We start from the raw sequence: 16220 nt of genomic DNA, 5'->3' as shown, positions 1-16220 counted from the left end.
ACGAAGATATGGACACGATACCTTCAGCCAACACGCGCAACTCACTTCAACAAGCGTGAGTTCGGGAGCGGTGTACCCGGAGGGGCGGATAGGGTTGTCCGCCTTCCGTTGCAGCCATATACTTTCTACTCTTATAAAGACAGCCTGCGGGCACGGAGTTCGCTGCGGATGCGGTTCCACCTGATCGATCGAATCGACCGTTGGGAACCGGGCAAGACGCTGGCGGCCACCAAGTACCTCGCGCTGGGGGAAGAGTATCTGGCCGACCACTTCCCGCAATTCCCGGTCATGCCCGGCGTTCTCATGCTCCAGGCGTGCGTGGAAGCGGCGGCGTGGTTGTGGCGAGCAACGACCAACTTCAAACACCCGGTCATTGTGCTCCGGGAGCTGAAGCCCGTGAAGTACGGGACGTTCATGCTCCCCGGGCGCCGGATGGACGTCACCGCCGACCTGACGAAGTTTGACGCGGCAACCGACACCGCAACGTTTAAGTGCAAAGGAATCAACGACGCCGGCGAATCGACCGTCAACGCGACCTTTATCCTTCACGGATACTCGCTTGCGGATCGCGGACCGGCGGGAGCGGCGACGGACACCCGACTAATCGAACACTGGAAGAGCCGCTGGGCACTGTTAACTGGCGAGTTACGGAAGAAATAGGCGGCTCGCCGCCACATCTTTAAGATTCCGTTATCAGCAACCGGCACCGAATTGACGATAAGTGTGCGGACCGACAGGACGAAGCAATGATTTTGAAGGATCAAGTTGCACTGGTGACGGGCGGAAGCCGGGGGATCGGGCGCGGCATCGTGCTCGCTCTGGCCCGTGAAGGCGCCAAAGTGTCCTTTGTCTACCGCGGTAACGCGGAAGCGGCCCAGCAACTCGTTCAGGAAGTGGCTGCGATCGGCGGAACCGCGAAGGCGGTGCAAGCAGACGTGGCCGATCCCGCCGCGGCCGAAGCCGTCGTCGGCGGGATTCTGGCGGAACACGGCCGAATCGATATCCTGGTCAATAACGCCGGTGTCATCCGCGACAAACTGTTCCTCAAGATGGAAGCTGATGACTGGAATACGGTCATCGGAACCAACTTGACCGGAACGTTCGCGTTCTGCAAGGCCGTGGCCCAACCGATGGCGTTCAAGCAACGGTCCGGGCGGATCATCAACGTGTCGAGCATCGCCGCCGAACACGTAAACAAGGGCCAGGCGAACTACGCGGCGAGCAAGGGCGCGATCAACAGTTTCACGCGGGTTCTCGCGGCGGAACTGGCTGCTCGGAATGTACTTGTGAACGCCGTTGCCCCCGGCTTCATTGCGACCGATATGAGCCAGGCCGTGCGGAACATGGCCGGCGAAGACAACCTGAAGAAGCTTATTCCGGTGCGGCGGCTCGGTACACCGGACGACATCGCCAACGTGATCCTCTTTCTCTGTGGTCCGGGCGCTGCGTACATCACTGGGCAGGTGATTACTGTGGACGGCGGCCTCAGCCTCGGGGCGGTGTCCGGCTGACCTGGCCGGCTGGAGAACTCAAAGATGACGCGCGAAGATATTTTCGGCAAGGTCCGCACCACGCTCATCGACGCCCTCAGCGTCGACGACGATCAAGTGACGCCGACCGCACGGCTCAAGGGCGACTTGGGCGCCGAGTCCATCGACTTCCTGGACATCGTGTTCCGACTGGAAAAGCAGTTCGGCGTCACGATCCCGCGGGAAGAACTCTTCCCCGAGTCCATTTTCCAGGGCGACGCCGGGTTCGTCTCCAACGGGAAAGTGACCCCGGTCGGGTTGGTCGAACTCGAAAAGCAGATGCCCTACGCAGACCTCACCGAATTCAAGAAAGATCCGCGACTCGATAAAGTCGAGGATCTGTTCACGGTCGACCTGATCGTGCGTTACCTGGAATCGAAGGTCGCCGCCAAGAAGTAATCGTGTTAGCGATTTTGTGAGGTGGGTCCGCGTTTCGCGCCGGCCCACCGTTCGTTCTTCCTGCACCGCTCGACAAAAGCACTCAACATGCGATGGACGTGGATCGACCGGTTCGTGACGTTCGAGTCCGGCAAGTCGGCCACGGCGGTGAAGAACCTAAGCCTGGCCGAAGATCACTTCGCCGATCACTTTCCCGGCTTCCCGGTCATGCCGGCGCCACTCATTCTGGAAGGTCTCGCCCAAACCGGCGGTATCCTCGTGGGTGAGGCCCGGCAGTACCGCGAAAACGTAGTGCTCGCGAAAATCACCGCGAAGTTCCACTCCGAAGCGATGGCCGGTGAACAGTTAACGTACACGACCACGCTGCTGGACCTGAACGATACGGGTGCGAGGGTGTCCGCCACGGCACACAGCGGTGATAGTCTCATCGTTGAAGCCGAAATTATGTTCGCCCACGCGAACCCGTCGCAACTCCCACCCGGACTGCCCGATACCAAGTTCGTCTTTAATGGCGAACTGACTCACTTGCTCCGTATGGCGGCCGCTGTGAGTAAACCTTCTGCCCCCAGCACATAGTGCCTCAAACAAACAATGCGACAAACCACAAGAAGCCCCTGATTGGGGCTTCCGATTTTCCCCTCAAATCCCAAACAACCCAATTTACCCATTCCACCGAACCTTTCGCGCCGAAAAGACTTGCGCTTCTGTTAAATCGGACGCAAGTAATCCGGGCGAATACACTACCACTTGAAATATAGCGCCATAACTGGCGCCATTATCCACGGAGTTCAGCACCGAGTGGCCACATGGTAAGTAACTCTCGCCGCACCGTGCTGACCGGATTGGGCGTCCTCAACCCGATCGGGTCCACGCCCGAATCGCTATGGGACGCACTCGTTGCGGGCGCCCGCGGCGTTCGCACAGTTTCGCTCTTCGATGCAACCGAATTGCCCTGTCACATCGCGGGCGAGATCCAGGGATTCTCCGCGAAGGCGATGATCGACAAGGGTTACCGCCGGTCGCTCAACGCGATGGCCCGAACAGTCGAACTCGGGGTCATCGGCGCACAGCTCGGGCTTCAGAACGCCGGGATCGCAAAGGGTACGATCCCCGCGCACCGAATCGGGATCGAGTTCGCCTCGCTAATGGGCGCAACCGACCTGAACGACATGGCCGCGGCGAGCAAGGTGTCGTCCCCGGATGGCGAGACGATCGACCACGCTCTCTGGGGTTCCGCCGGTCTGCCCGAAATTACGCCACTGTGGATGCTGAAGTACCTGCCGAACATGCCGGCGTGCCACACCACGATCCTGTACGACATCCAGGGGCCGAGCAACACGCAGATCCCGGGCGATACGTCGGGGCTGGTCGCGCTGTTTGAAGCCGCCCGTATCCTCCGCCGCAACACAGCAGACGTGATGGTCGTGGGCGGGAGTGAAGCCCGCATCAACCCGATCACCCTTAGCCGGCACAACCTGTTCGTCCAACTGTCGCGCCAAAACGACAATCCGGGACACGCGGTTCGCCCGTTCGACGCGGACCGCGACGGCAGCGTGTTGGGTGAAGGAGCCGCTGTCTTCACGCTCGAAGAACTGACCCACGCCCGCAACCGGAACGCGACCATCCTGGGTGAACTGGTGGGGTGGGCGGCCGGGGTCGATCGTGGCAAGAAGGGGCCGGGACTGGCGCGAGTCATCCGCAACGCGCTGACCGCCGCCGGCATCCAACCGCAAGACGTGGACCACGTTAACGCACACGGCACCGGTACCACCATCGGCGACTCGTTCGAGGCACGCGGGATCGCCGAAGTGTTCGGACGGGACGTGCCGGTTTTTGCGCCACTGAGCCGGTTCGGGAACCTCGGTGCGGCCTCTGGATTGATGGAACTGGCGTGCAGTGTGCTCGCCCTCCGTCACGGGCTGTTGCCCGGCACACTCAACCACGAGAAACCGGCCGCGGACTGTCCGATTGCGGTTCACGCGGGAGCACCGCGTCCCGTGGCCAAGCCCTACGCGGTGAAAGTGAGCTACACCGATCTCGGTCAGTGTGCCGTGGCCGTCGTGAAGAAGTGGGAATAGCCCCAAGAAACGTAATTGCAGCGATTTACAGCGTAGGCAGCGAATTCGAGAGCGAGACGCGGAGAGCGTGAAGCCCTCTAATCGGCTCGGGCAGCCGGTCGCCAAGAGGTAGTGTGATGCGCAGACGAGTGGTAATCACTGGGATGGGCGTTATCAGCCCGCTGGGTCACAGCGTGGGTGAGTTGTTTGCCGCACAAGTTGCGGGCCGAACAGCGGTTGGGCCGATCGCGCACTTCGACGCCCGCACGTTCCCGACCACGTTCGCTTCCGAAGTCAAGGGTTTCGACCTCGCGAAGTTTATTCCGGACGCGGCCAAGTTCCGCAACTGCGGTGTGAACACCAAGTACGCGCTCGCGGCCGGCCGACAAGCACTTGTGGACGCCGGACTTCTCGAAGTGAAAGGCGATCGCTCACGGATGGGGGTGTACCTCGGCTCCGGTGAGGGTCAGGAAAACTTCGAGGCACTCACGACCAGCACGTCGAAAGCTACTCCTGCGGGCGAACGCACCGCGAACCTGCGTGAAGCCGCGGCCCTGTTACTCAAGCGGCTCAACGGCCCGGAAGAAGCCGAAGCGGAGATGTACGCCCCGTCCGGCTACCTCGCCGACACGTTCGGCCTTGATGGACCGTTCGCGTCGTGCCAAACTGCGTGCGCAGCGAGTTCGCAAGCCATCGGCGAAGCGGCGGAGATGATCCGCACGAACGAAGCGGACGTCATGCTCGCGGGCGGATCGCACAGCATGATTACGCCCACGGGTATCAGTGGCTTCAACCGGCTCACCGCGCTGTCGCAGCGAAACGACAGCCCAAAAACAGCGAGCCGCCCGTTCGACCTCACGCGCGATGGCTTCGTGATTGGTGAAGGTGCGGGTCTGATCGTGCTAGAAGAACTGGAACACGCGAAGGCCCGCGGTGCCAATATCATCGCGGAATTAACGGGTTACGGTTCGACGGCCGATGCGTTCCGTATGACCGACCCGCACCCGGAGGGCCGCGGAGCCATTCGGTGCATGGCCGAGGCACTGACCGACGCGGGCCTGAACCCCACCGACATCGGCTACATCAATGCGCACGGCACCAGTACCCAGGCCAACGACTCGGCTGAAACCGCCGCGATTAAGTCAGTGTTTGGCGATTACGCTTATAAATTGCCGGTTTCGAGCAGCAAGAGCATGCTCGGCCACCTGATCGCTGCTGCGGGGGTCGTCGAGCTGATTATTTCGATGATGGCGCTCCAGAAGGGCGTGGTCCCGCCGACGATTAACCTCGAAACGCCCGACCCCGTTTGCGACCTGGATTACGTTCCGCACCAAGCCCGTGAGGTGCGGTTCAAACACGTGCTGTCCAACAGTTTCGGTTTCGGTGGGCAGAACATTGCACTGATCGCTAGTGCGTTCCGGGGTTGAAGATTGGAGCCAGCATTCTGATAATGAAAGGTTGATAATTGTAACAGGACGTTCCTCGTCACCGAGACGAGAGTTTTGCGGATCGGATGCCGCATCATTCTACCCGGAGGGTTCGGGGTGGTTTTCTGGTTGTGGACTGGTATCGCGTTGCTCGCCTTCTTCCCCATCGCGGTGGGGTTGTTTTTGGCGATTGCGTACCTGTACGTCCGCTGGAAATACATGGGCTTCCTGACTCGCATCTTTCAGGAAAAGCCCCTGTTCGTCGTCCCCCGGGGCGAACCGGACCCGCGCGCCGAAGAAGTCTCGATTCCCGCGGCCGACGGACTGGCCCTTCGCGGGTGCTACTTCCGCACCAGCGCCCCCGAGCGCCGCGGGGTGATCCTGTTCGGCCTGGAGTTCGGCTCGAACCGGTGGGCCTGCCGGCAGTATTGCCAGGCGCTCATCGAAGCGGGCTACGACGTGTTCGCGGTCGAACCGCGGAACCAGGGCGAGAGCGAGCGCGACCCGAACTACGAACCGCTCCAGTGGGTGACCGACCGGGACGTGTCCGACATGCGGTCGGCCGTTTCGTACCTGCGATCGCGCCCGGACGCGGACCCGAACGGGATCGGCATCTTCGGCATCAGTAAGGGTGGAAGCACCGGCCTGTTGATCGCCGCGTCCGACCCGTGGGTGAAGTGTGTTGCGACCGACGGCATGTACGGCACGCACACCACGATGGTGCCGTATATGCAGCGCTGGATTCAGATCTACAGCGGCAACCGTCGCATTCAGAAGGCGCTGCCGGGTTGGTTCTACGGCATGGTCGGCACCGTGGGTGTGAAGCGCGTGGCGCGCAACCGCGGGGTGACGTACCCTAGCGTAGAAAAGGCCGCCGCCAAACTGAACCGCCCGCTCCTGATGATCCACGGGGCGGGCGACACGTACATCAAGCCCGAAATGGCCACGTCCCTCTTCGCACGGGCCACCGGAACGAAGAAACTGTGGCTGGTGCCCAAGGCGAAGCACAACCAAGCCCTGCACATTGCCGGGGACGAGTACAACCGCATGATAGTCGAGTTCTTCGACCGCCACTTGGCTGAAGAGAGCCGAGAGTTGGTGCCGGTAGGGTAAGAGGTTGGGACTCCGGCCGAAAATTGACGGCCCTGTTACGGTTGATTGTGGGTCGTAATTCGTATCTACGAACCGCGACCCATCCTACCGACGCCCACGGCCCGCCGTGGGCGTCGTCGCGCGCGGGTGAGTCATGTCTCTGAAACGGTTCCTGCTCGTTCGGCTCGGTCGGTTACTGACGTACCCGGTGCGGAAGCAGTTGCGCCAATTTGAGATCGCGTGCGAAACGCCCGAAGCGGTGCAGAACGCGCTCCTTTTCGACATCCTCCGCAAGCAAGCCGACACACAGTTCGGGCGTGACCACAAGTTCGGCGCGATTACGTCTGTCGCCGAGTACCGCAACAACGTCCCGGTCGCGCCCTACGAGTACGTCAGCCCCTACATCGAGAAAGTCCAAACGGGTGACACGCGGGCACTACTAGCCGACCCGCGTGTGCTGATGTTCGCACTCACCAGCGGCACCACGGCCAGTCGCAAACTCATTCCCGTAACGGACTCCTACCTCGCGGCGTACCGGCGCGGCTGGAACATGTGGGGCGTGAAGATGTACCGCGACAACCGCGGTCGGCGGATCGCGATGCGCCCCATCGTGCAACTCGGCGGTGATCCGGAAGAGTTCCGCACGCCATCAGGCATCCCGTGCGGGAACCTCTCGGGCTACACCGCGATGGTGCAACGGCGGCTCATCAAATGGATGTACACGGTCCCGCACGTGACCGGCAAAATCAAGGACGCGAAGGCGCGGTACTACGTCGCTCTGCGGTTCTCGATCGGCCGGAACGTGTCGCAGCTAATGGCCGCGAACCCGAGCACACTGGTTCAACTGGCCCGCACACTCGACGCGGAAAAAGAATTCCTCCTCCGCGATCTGCACGACGGTACACTCCGCGCGGACCTCGACATCAGTCCGGAAGTTCGCGCCTATCTCACCCCTCGCGCGAAGAAAAACCCAGCCCGCGCGGATGAATTGAGTGCGATCGCGGGAAAACTCGGCCGCCTGTACCCAATGGACGTATGGCCCACAGACGCGACCGTCATCAACACGTGGACCGGCGGAAGTATGGGGCCGTACCTGCGGCAACTGCCGCAATACTACGGCGAACCACCGGTTCACGATCTGGGGCTACTCGCGAGCGAGGGGCGGTTCACGATCCCGCTTTCGGGCGGCACCGCGAGCGGTGTACTCGATATCTGGTCGCACTACTTCGAGTTCATTCCCGAAAACGAAATCGATTCGCCCAAACCCACGGTACTCGGCGCACACGAGCTCCGAGAGGGTGGGAGCTACTTCATCCTGCCGACCACCTCATACGGGCTGTACCGCTACCACATTTCGGACCTCGTCCGCGTGACGGGCTTCCAGGGCAAGACGCCGCTCGTCGAGTTTCTGGGTAAGGGGCACCGGTTCGCGAACCTGACCGGCGAGAAACTAAGCGAGTACCACGTCACAAAAGCGATGGACGCGGTCGCCCCGCGCACCAACCAGCCCGTCACAGCGTACAGCGTCAGCCCAGTTTGGGACGACAAACAGCCCTATTACGCGATCTTCCTCGAAGAACCGGACGTCGCCAACGAACCGGCGCTGAAACACTTCCTCGCGGAGTTCGACAAACAACTTGGTGTCGAGAACATGGAATACGCTGCAAAACGCGAGAGCGGGCGGCTCGGTCCGCTGCGTGCGATGGTGATCGCCACCGGCACGTGGGCGAAATGGGACCGCGACCGGTTGTCACAAACCGGCGGCTCGCCGGAACAGTACAAACACCCGTGCCTGATCGGTGACCTGAAGTTCCGTGAAACGATGACCGTGCTGCGCGAAGTCGTGTAGGCGAGAACGAAGAGCCACGGATGACGCAGATAACGCAGATCAAAACCAAGAATGGAACCTGATCCTGGTTTGGCCTTCATCTGCGTCATCCGCGGCTTATTTCTGCCCTCGCTATCATCGGCCTACATCTGTCATTTCTGACACGCGCACAGCAGTCGCTATACTCTACCTCAATTCACGCTTCCCCTTCGAGCCACAGCCATGCCACCAGCCACCGCCACTACCCCACCCGAGATCAAGTTCGATACCGCAGCCGCGGTCCAGCGGCTCGTGCGGTTCCTTGGGATCAACGCGATCACCGGACACGAAGCGCCCATCGGAAAGGAACTGGTCGCGGCGCTGAAGGAAGTCGGCGTGCCCGCAAAGGCCATCAGCTTCGACGACGCACACACGCGCATCCCGGAACCAACGCCGATCGGCAACCTCATCGTGAAGTTGCCCGGTACCGGTAAGAAGAGCGCGAAGCCGATCCTGTTCATGACGCACATGGACACCGTTCCGCTGTGCGCTGGGGCGAAGCCGAAAGTGGTCGGCAAGCGCGTGGTGAACGAACTCGAAGGAACCACCGCACTCGGAGGTGATAACCGCACCGGGTGCGCGGTGCTGGTCACGCTCGTGGCCGAACTCATCAAGCAGAACCTCCCGCACCCGCCGATCACGATGCTGTTCACGGTGCGCGAGGAGAGCGGGCTGTTCGGCGCGAAGCACCTGAACCCGGCGGACCTCGGCGGGCCGACCGTGGGCTTCAACTTCGACGGGCGCCGCGCCGCGGACGTCATCACTGGTGCCATCGGCGCCGATCGCTGGACCGTGGACATTCGCGGGAAGGCGGCCCACGCGGGCGTGGCCCCTGAAAAGGGTATCTCCGCGACAATGGTTCTCGCGCTGGCAATGGCCGAGGTCCACGCGGGCGGGTGGTTCGGCAAAGTGGTGAAAGAAGAGCGTGAGGGAACAAGCAACGTCGGCTGGGTCGGCACCACCGATGGCAAGAGCGCCGGCGACGCGACCAACGTGGTCACCGACTTCGTTCACGTAAAGGGCGAGAGCCGCAGCCACGACGCGAAGTTCGTGCGCGACATCACGGCCGCGTTCAAGGCCGCGTTCACTAACGCCGCGTCAAAGGTGAAGGACCACGAGGGCCGCACCGCGAAAGTAAAGTTCACGTCGCGCCTGGACTACGTCCCCTTCCGGTTGAAGCCTGATGCACCCGTCATCAAACTAGCCGAGTCCGCGGTCCGCGCGATCGGACTCGAGCCGAACCTGCGCGTCACCAACGGTGGGCTAGATGCGAACTGGATGGTCAAGCACGGCATCCCAACCGTGACCTTCGGCGCCGGACAGAACGAGATTCACACAGTGAAAGAGTTCGTAGACCTGACCGAGTTCGAGAGCGGGTGCCGCCTGGCACTCGCGCTGGCAACCGCGGAGTAAAAGAGGCACTTTCTCAAACGACGCGAACCCGGCCAAAGGCCGGGTTCGGGCATTTTCGGCACACTTACTTCGCGATTACACCGAGGCGTTGAGCGCCGGCGTAGTGCGGTTGTAACCACCCGCGCGGTGCAGGACCGTCCACGCTTCGGCTTGCCGATTTCCGGCTTCCACGGTCACGAGGAACCGGCCGCCGTGAACTTCGGACTCGTAGTATCGAGCGTCGTCTTCCGGAATACCGACACCGATCAGTGCCCCAACCAGCCCCAGAATCGCCGCACCACCGGCCGCGTTGAGCAGCACCGTGCCCAGCGTACCGACCGCGAGTACCGGCCCGATCACCGGAATGGTGCCTGCGAGAACGCCCAACCCCACGAGTGCCCCAGCCCCGGCCCCGATGACCGCCCCAGCCGCGGCACCCTCACCGGCGAGCGTTTCGTTGTTTCGCTCGTTCACCATATTGCCTTCGGCGTCGCGTGCGATCATGCCGATGGTGCTGTCCGCGAATCCCGCGTCGCGCAGGTCGCGGATCGCCGATTCTGCTTCCGACCGAGTGTAGAAGACGCCGACCACGGCGTTCGCTGTTGCCTTCTTCATGATGGTTCTCCTGATGTAACCGGGCCGGCTTCGATGTGTCGGGCGGCCCCGATCCGATTCAGACAAAGAGGCTAGATGCACACGCAGTGCCGAACGACTACGGAACGCTAGGCCCACGATTGGCATGAAATGATGTGACAAAAACGCAACGGGACGCGCACATGTGCGCGTCCCGTTGCGTGTCAGACTTTGTGCGCCCGGGTTACTTGTAGTTACGCCGTGCGCGGCAGTAACACACGCTCGATGAAGGTGGTGTCTACCTTTCCTTCGATGAACTGTGGGTTGTCGAAAATGGTCTTCAGAATCGGGATCGTGGTGTGAATGCCCTCGACCACGAACTCGCGCAAGCACCGGCGCATCACCGCGAACGCCTCGGCCCGGGTCGGTTGGTGAACGAGTAACTTCGCCACCATGCTGTCGTAGTTCGACGGCACGCGGTACCCGGCACACACGTGCGAGTCGAGCCGCACGCCCGGGCCGCCCGGCGGGCGCCAGGTCTTTACCACACCGGGGCTCCCGCGAAAGTCATTGGCCGGGTCTTCCGCGTTGATGCGCACCTCGATCGCGCACCCGCGCTGCTGGATGTCCTTTTGCGCGTAGCTGAGTTTCCCACCGGCCGCGACGCGAATCTGTTCGCGGATGATGTCTACCCCGGTCACCAGTTCCGTGACCGGGTGTTCCACCTGCACGCGGGCGTTCACTTCGATGAAGTAGAAGTTGTTCTGCTGGTCCACGAGGAACTCGCAGGTGCCCGCGTTGTAATACTTGGCCTCCTTCGCGAGCCGCACGGCCGCGGTACACATCTCCTGGCGCACCTTGTCCGGCAGGTTCGGCGACGGCGACTCTTCCACCAGCTTCTGGTGCCGGCGCTGGAGCGAGCAGTCGCGCTCGAAGAGGTGAATCACGTTCCCGTGCTGGTCGCCGATGAGTTGCACCTCGACGTGCCGGGGGCGATCGAGGTACTTCTCCAGGAACACACTACCGTCTTTGAACGCGGCCTCGGCCTCGGCCCGCGCCGCGGCCAGCCCGGTCACGAGTTCCGCCTCGTCACGGGCGACGCGCATCCCGCGGCCCCCGCCCCCGGCGGACGCCTTGACCAGCACCGGGTACCCGACGTTCCGGGCGAACCGCTTTGCCTCGTCCTCGGACTCGATTAACCCGTCGCTCCCCGGGACGGTGGGCACCTTCGCGGCTCGCGCCACCGTCTTCGACTTGTCTTTGTTCCCGAGCCGGTCCATCGCGTCCACGGACGGCCCGATGAATTCGATGCCGGACGCGCGGCACTGCTCCGCGAACCGGCTGTTCTCGGAGAGGAACCCGTAACCGGGGTGAATGGCCTGCGAACCGGTCTTTTCGGCCGCGGCGATGATCCGCGGGATCTTGAGGTAGCTCTCGGCGGAAACGGCCGGGCCGATGCACACGGTCTGGTCGGCGTGGTCCAACCACGGCGCGCCGCGATCGGCTTCCGAATAGACCGCGACCGCCTCGATGTTGAGATCGTGACACGCGCGGATCACCCGCAGCGCGATCTCCCCGCGGTTGGCGACAAGAATCCGGTTGAACATAGTCGTAAAGTCGTAAGGTCGAAAGCCGTGGGGCCAGCCGCTCAGGTCTTCGACTTTACGACTTTCGACCTTACGACTTTCGACTCGTGTTTAGGAAGGGTCGACCCGGAACAGAACGGTGCCGAACTCAACGAAGTCCCCGCTCTGAACGCAGATTTCGGCGATGGTTCCGGCGCAGTCGGCGGTCACGGGGTTGTACGTCTTCATCGCCTCGATCGTGCAGACGACGGTCTTGGCGTTGATCTTCGCACCGACAGTCACGAAGTCGGGCTTCTTCGGGTCGGGCTTGATGTAGAACGTGCCGACCATCGGCGACTTGATCTCGAGGTAATTCTTGGACGCTGCGGCCGGGGCCGCTCCCGCGCTCGCTGGGGCCGAAACCGGCGCCGGGGCACCGGGGGCGTGAGCGACCGGGTACGGGGCCACATGTGCGACCGGAGCCGGGGCGTAAGCCACCGGAGCGGCTGGCGGGGCGACCATCGCGGCGCGCTTGCGGAGCCGGATACGCTGTTCCCCCTCCGTCAGATCCACTTCACCGAGATCGTGCTCGGTCATGAGTTTCAGGAGGTATTCGACCGTCTTGACATCGAACGGCCGGGGCGCATCCCGTTTGTCGTCGGCCACCGCGAAACCCTCAATAACGAAACCCCGGCAAGACCGGGGAATATGAGGGGCTAGTGTATAAGTTTTGGTGTGATGTGGCGCGGGATGTTGTCGGTTGCGACCATATCCTGCCGGTTCCAACTTGGGAACTCGGCAGGAGAAATAGCACTTGTATAAATATCAAATAGGCGAGAGTCACTTAGCCCACATTCAGGGTCACAGGTTCGCGGGAAAGTGTGGTCAGGAGCTTGCAGCCGTCGTGGGTGATGAGAACGTCGTCTTCGATGCGGATGCCGCCCCACCCCGGGATGTAGATACCCGGCTCGATGGTGACGACCATACCGGCTTCGAGCACGTCTTCCGAGTTCGCCCGGATGCGCGGGGCCTCGTGAATTTCCAGCCCGATCCCGTGGCCGACGCCGTGGGTGAAGAAGTCACCCAGCTTCAGTTCCGGGTATTTATCGAACTTGGCGTTCGCGATCACCTTACGGGCCGCGGCGTCCACGTCCTTCGCCTTCACGCCGTGTCGGATCACTGCCATCGCCGCGTTCTGGGCTGCGAGCACCACCGCGTAGAGTTTCTCGAAGTCGTAGCCCACGCGCTCCATCTTGTTGCGCCGGCTCGGGGACGTCCCGAACGGGCTCTTCAGGGTGCGGGTGATGTCGGACTTGTACAGCAGGTCCGCGCCCCAATCGACGAGCAACTTGCTGCCTTCGCCGAGTTGCCGGGCGGTCGGCTGGGCGTGGGGCAGCGCCCCACGTTCGCCCACGGCCACGATCGGCGGGAACGACGTGCTCCGGGCACCGGCGCGCCGGACGTAGCCCTCGAGGGCGTCCACCATGTCCTTTTCGCTGTCGGCTTCGCGGAGCGTCGCCACGAACATCCGGAACCCGCGCTCGGCCACCCGCACGGACTCGCGGATCTTCTCGACCTCACCGGGGTCTTTTATCGCGCGCTGCTTTTCCACGACCCCGTCGACCGGGACGAACGTAATTTTCGGAGCGAACTGCTTGAAGGCTTCCAGTTCGCCGAGCGTGATCCGGTTCCCCTCGACACCAACGGCCTTCGCACCAGATTTGGTCAGCGTTTCGGCCGCCGCCTCGATCGTCGTTTTGTTGTGCGGGCGAATAACAATGTCCAGGTCCGAGCACTCTTCCTTGATCTGCTCCTCGAACCGCGTGTCACCGATGATGACGTTGTTCTTCGGGAGCGCAGCGTAGAAACTGCAGTCTCCCGTGAACGAACTCAAATAGGTTACGTTGGGGGCCGCGGTGACGAGGAATGCGTCAAGACCGTTTGCCTTAAGTGTCTGACCCAGGGCTGACCGGCGTTGTTGAAGGTAGTTCATACGAGAGAAATGGGTGCGAGGGGCTGGGAAGTACGAGTGATGTGCCACACGTACAGGCACTTTAACCCGCCTAACCGGAGAAAAAAAGGGAGTCAAAGTCAGTTACTATCGGCTTCGGCGCGAGAATTCAACAATGAACTGAATTAATTACTGCAACTCACGCGACAGACGAATCGTAGGACGAGTACGGACGTTAAGCCTGGTTCCAATTATCCTCATGTGACGTTTTGGGGCGTTTTTAAGTTAAAACAGGAGATTCGAGCGCGGAATGGCACATCAGAGAATAAGCGATCCTGCCCAAGTCGACAGATTTTGGTTCGGGTACCACCCGCGGGCGCTGGCGCCCACGATTGTCGCGGTCGCGATCGTTTCGATCGTGACGTGGACCGGGCGCTGGTACCTGGACCATCTGTCGGAACTCGCGAACCGCTTGGGCGCGCTGGCCCTGTTCGCGGTTGCGTGGGGCCGTGGCCGGTGCTAGTGACCGTGTTCCTGTACCGTACTGTGACGTACTCGTACCGGCTCACGGACCGCGCTCTGGTCGTCGATTTTGGCTTCTGGCACCGTCCCGTCCCGCCCGTACTTCTAGCCGATATTACAAGCGTGCGCAACGGACCAACACTCCTCGGCAGCGCGCTGAGCGTGGGTTGGATTGAAATTCAAACGATTGGGGGGAATATACGGCTTGTTGGCGTCTACCGCCCACATGAAATCGCCGAACGCATCCGCACCGCGGTGACCACGAGCCGCGCGAAAACGGGAACGAATGAGACACCGCCTCCCGGCAAGTAGAGACGTTCAATCGCCCAAGTCCGCGTCCTCGTCTGCCACGCGCTCAACGGCTCGCGTAACGGTCAGCCCGAGTTCCCGCAAGCGCGCCCGGAGCGTCTTTCGTGTGATCCCCAACACCTCCGCGGCCTGAACCTGATTCCCCCCGGTGTGTTTAAGAACGAGCGGTAACAGAACCCGTTCGACCGCGGAAACTGTCTCCGCGTACAACCCGCGACTGCCACCTTCCAAGCGCTCGCGGACGAACGCTTCCAACTCGAATTTGCTGTCTATGGGTGGGCTACTTGGAGAAACCGAAGCCCGGAGTGATCCCGGCAGAAAAGCCGGTAGCAGCAGTTCCCCGCGTGCAAGTAGCAGCGCCTGTTTCAGCACGCTTTGAAGCTCCCGGACGTTCCCCGGCCACGGGTACGCACGCAGGATCTCCAGCGCGTCCGGCGCGGCATCGCGCACTTCTCGGCCCAGCTCCCGGCTGTACCGACCGAGGTAGTGACGAACCAGCAGTGGCAGGTCGTCCCCGCGCTCGCGCAGAGGGGGAAGGGCGACCGTGAACACTCCGAGCCGGTAGTACAAATCCCCGCGAAACAGACCCCGCGCGACCATTTCCGGCAAGTCGCGGTTGGTCGCAGCCAGTACCCGCACATCCGTGCTAATCGTCTCGTTTCCGCCGACGCGCTCGAACGCCTGATCTTGCAGCACGCGCAGCATCTTGGCCTGCGTCGCCAGCGGCATGTCGCCGATCTCGTCGAGGAAGATCGTCCCGCCGTGGGCCTGCTCGAACCGCCCGATCCGGCGCCGATCCGCGCCCGTAAACGCCCCCTTCTCGTGCCCGAACAGTTCGCTCTCTAACAAGTTCTCCGGGATCGCGGCGCAGTTCAGTGCGAGGAATGGCCCGGTCGCCCGGCGCCCGTGCTGGTAGATCGCACGGGCGATCACTTCTTTGCCGGTCCCGCTCTCACCCGTAATGAGAACCGCCACGTTCTGATCGGCGACGCGGCCGACGGCCTTGTACACCTCGCGCATCGCCGGACAGCGGCCGATGATCGCGTCCGTTCGGTCGTCAGTCGGGAGCGTGTCGGCCAGAACCGCGGGCTGGCGAACGAGTCGACTCACTTCTAGAGCCTGGGCGACCACGCGCTTGAGTTGCTCCAGTTCGACGGGTTTGAAGAGGTAATCAAACGCTCCCTCTTTCATCGCTTCAATGGCGGTGTCTGTGCCGGCCGACCCGGTGATGAACACGACCGGAGTGCGCCGGTCCGCCGCCCGGAGCCGGCGGAACACGTCCAGCCCGGTCCCGTCCGGGAGGTGCATGTCGAGCAACACCACATCCGGCGGGGCGTTCGCCGCCAGTGCCAAGCCCTCGGTCGCGGACCGCGCGACGAGGAGTTCGGCCGGTCCGTCGCGTAGCGCGTGCCGGACCAGTTTCTGGAGCAGTTCCGGCTCGTCGTCGATCATCAGCACGCGGGGCACGGCCGGTCTCCGGACGGTCACGGATTGGGAGAGTACATTATCACCACGCACACTCACAGTTTCGAGATCA

General features: G+C 62.3%; 15 protein-coding genes. 10 read left to right on the top strand and 5 right to left on the bottom strand.

Annotation, left to right across the window (positions count from 1 at the left end; genetic code table 11):
- Positions 1–168: 168 nt before the first annotated feature.
- From VT84_RS37715 to VT84_RS37675, 9 genes are all read left to right on the top strand, one after another.
- Positions 169–660: a hydroxymyristoyl-ACP dehydratase gene (locus VT84_RS37715; RefSeq protein WP_052549417.1), complete on the top strand. Its 492-nt coding sequence runs from the start codon at positions 169–171 to the stop codon at positions 658–660.
- Positions 661–746: 86 nt separating this feature from the next.
- Complete coding sequence (locus VT84_RS37710) at positions 747–1511, top strand: 3-oxoacyl-ACP reductase family protein (RefSeq protein ID WP_052549419.1); 765 nt, start codon at positions 747–749, stop codon at positions 1509–1511.
- A 24-nt stretch (positions 1512–1535) separates the two neighbouring features.
- Positions 1536–1928 carry an acyl carrier protein gene (locus VT84_RS37705; RefSeq protein WP_052549421.1) on the top strand — a complete coding sequence of 131 codons (393 nt, stop codon included), beginning with the start codon at positions 1536–1538 and terminating at the stop codon, positions 1926–1928.
- A gap of 21 nt (positions 1929–1949) precedes the next feature.
- Positions 1950–2504: a 3-hydroxyacyl-ACP dehydratase FabZ family protein gene (locus VT84_RS37700; protein WP_239465610.1), complete on the top strand. Its 555-nt coding sequence runs from the start codon at positions 1950–1952 to the stop codon at positions 2502–2504.
- Between the two features lie 230 nt (positions 2505–2734).
- Positions 2735–4006: a beta-ketoacyl-[acyl-carrier-protein] synthase family protein gene (locus VT84_RS37695; RefSeq protein WP_052549423.1), complete on the top strand. Its 1272-nt coding sequence runs from the start codon at positions 2735–2737 to the stop codon at positions 4004–4006.
- A 116-nt stretch (positions 4007–4122) separates the two neighbouring features.
- Positions 4123–5412 carry a beta-ketoacyl-[acyl-carrier-protein] synthase family protein gene (locus tag VT84_RS37690; RefSeq protein WP_082843173.1) on the top strand — a complete coding sequence of 430 codons (1290 nt, stop codon included), beginning with the start codon at positions 4123–4125 and terminating at the stop codon, positions 5410–5412.
- A gap of 117 nt (positions 5413–5529) precedes the next feature.
- Positions 5530–6525 (top strand): alpha/beta hydrolase, encoded by a 996-nt coding sequence (locus tag VT84_RS37685; protein WP_082843172.1) that lies wholly within the window; start codon positions 5530–5532, stop codon positions 6523–6525.
- A gap of 133 nt (positions 6526–6658) precedes the next feature.
- Positions 6659–8353 (top strand): GH3 auxin-responsive promoter family protein, encoded by a 1695-nt coding sequence (locus tag VT84_RS37680; protein ID WP_082843171.1) that lies wholly within the window; start codon positions 6659–6661, stop codon positions 8351–8353.
- A gap of 234 nt (positions 8354–8587) precedes the next feature.
- Positions 8588–9784 (top strand): M20/M25/M40 family metallo-hydrolase, encoded by a 1197-nt coding sequence (locus VT84_RS37675; protein ID WP_162271981.1) that lies wholly within the window; start codon positions 8588–8590, stop codon positions 9782–9784.
- 75 nt (positions 9785–9859) lie between these two features.
- On the opposite strand, the gene VT84_RS37670 is transcribed toward VT84_RS37675, so the two are convergent.
- The 4 genes from VT84_RS37670 to VT84_RS37655 all read right to left on the bottom strand — a co-directional run bounded on the left by VT84_RS37670 (position 9860) and on the right by VT84_RS37655 (position 13894).
- Positions 9860–10378, bottom strand: coding sequence for a general stress protein (locus VT84_RS37670; RefSeq protein WP_082843169.1), 519 nt, complete (start codon positions 10376–10378; stop codon positions 9860–9862).
- Positions 10379–10590: 212 nt separating this feature from the next.
- A complete protein-coding gene (gene accC, locus VT84_RS37665) occupies positions 10591–11943 on the bottom strand; it encodes an acetyl-CoA carboxylase biotin carboxylase subunit (RefSeq protein WP_082843168.1) in 1353 nt (450 codons plus the stop codon).
- Positions 11944–12033: 90 nt separating this feature from the next.
- Positions 12034–12567, bottom strand: coding sequence for an acetyl-CoA carboxylase biotin carboxyl carrier protein (accB, locus tag VT84_RS37660; protein WP_239465609.1), 534 nt, complete (start codon positions 12565–12567; stop codon positions 12034–12036).
- Positions 12568–12745: 178 nt separating this feature from the next.
- The gene (locus VT84_RS37655) at positions 12746–13894 is read right to left on the bottom strand and encodes a M24 family metallopeptidase (protein ID WP_082843167.1); all 1149 of its coding nucleotides are present in this window, start codon (positions 13892–13894) and stop codon (positions 12746–12748) included.
- Between the two features lie 268 nt (positions 13895–14162).
- On the opposite strand from VT84_RS37655, the gene VT84_RS39860 reads away from it, so the two are divergent.
- A complete protein-coding gene (locus VT84_RS39860; RefSeq protein WP_052549437.1) occupies positions 14163–14375 on the top strand; it encodes a hypothetical protein in 213 nt (70 codons plus the stop codon).
- Between the two features lie 317 nt (positions 14376–14692).
- Here the strand turns inward: VT84_RS39860 and VT84_RS37640 are convergent, their stop codons facing one another.
- A complete protein-coding gene (locus VT84_RS37640; RefSeq protein WP_157470296.1) occupies positions 14693–16150 on the bottom strand; it encodes a sigma-54-dependent transcriptional regulator in 1458 nt (485 codons plus the stop codon).
- Between the last annotated feature and the right edge of the window lie 70 nt (positions 16151–16220).

The organism is Gemmata sp. SH-PL17 (assembly GCF_001610855.1).
Taxonomy (GTDB): Bacteria; Planctomycetota; Planctomycetia; order Gemmatales; family Gemmataceae; genus Gemmata; species Gemmata massiliana.
The sequence above is the reverse complement of the archived record's forward strand: the minus strand, read 5'-3'. Positions and strand labels throughout refer to the sequence as shown.

Excerpts from the sequence above, each read along its gene's own strand:
- VT84_RS37715 (WP_052549417.1), top strand. The coding sequence starts at position 169 with ATGCGGTTCCACCTGATCGATCGAATCGACCGTTGGGAACCGGGCAAG.
- VT84_RS37710 (WP_052549419.1), top strand. The coding sequence starts at position 747 with ATGATTTTGAAGGATCAAGTTGCACTGGTGACGGGCGGAAGCCGGGGG.
- VT84_RS37705 (WP_052549421.1), top strand. The coding sequence starts at position 1,536 with ATGACGCGCGAAGATATTTTCGGCAAGGTCCGCACCACGCTCATCGAC.
- VT84_RS37695 (WP_052549423.1), top strand. The coding sequence starts at position 2,735 with ATGGTAAGTAACTCTCGCCGCACCGTGCTGACCGGATTGGGCGTCCTC.
- VT84_RS37690 (WP_082843173.1), top strand. The coding sequence starts at position 4,123 with ATGCGCAGACGAGTGGTAATCACTGGGATGGGCGTTATCAGCCCGCTG.
- VT84_RS37680 (WP_082843171.1), top strand. The coding sequence starts at position 6,659 with ATGTCTCTGAAACGGTTCCTGCTCGTTCGGCTCGGTCGGTTACTGACG.
- VT84_RS37670 (WP_082843169.1), bottom strand. The coding sequence starts at position 10,378 with ATGAAGAAGGCAACAGCGAACGCCGTGGTCGGCGTCTTCTACACTCGG.
- accC (WP_082843168.1), bottom strand. The coding sequence starts at position 11,943 with ATGTTCAACCGGATTCTTGTCGCCAACCGCGGGGAGATCGCGCTGCGG.
- VT84_RS37655 (WP_082843167.1), bottom strand. The coding sequence starts at position 13,894 with ATGAACTACCTTCAACAACGCCGGTCAGCCCTGGGTCAGACACTTAAG.
- VT84_RS39860 (WP_052549437.1), top strand. The coding sequence starts at position 14,163 with ATGGCACATCAGAGAATAAGCGATCCTGCCCAAGTCGACAGATTTTGG.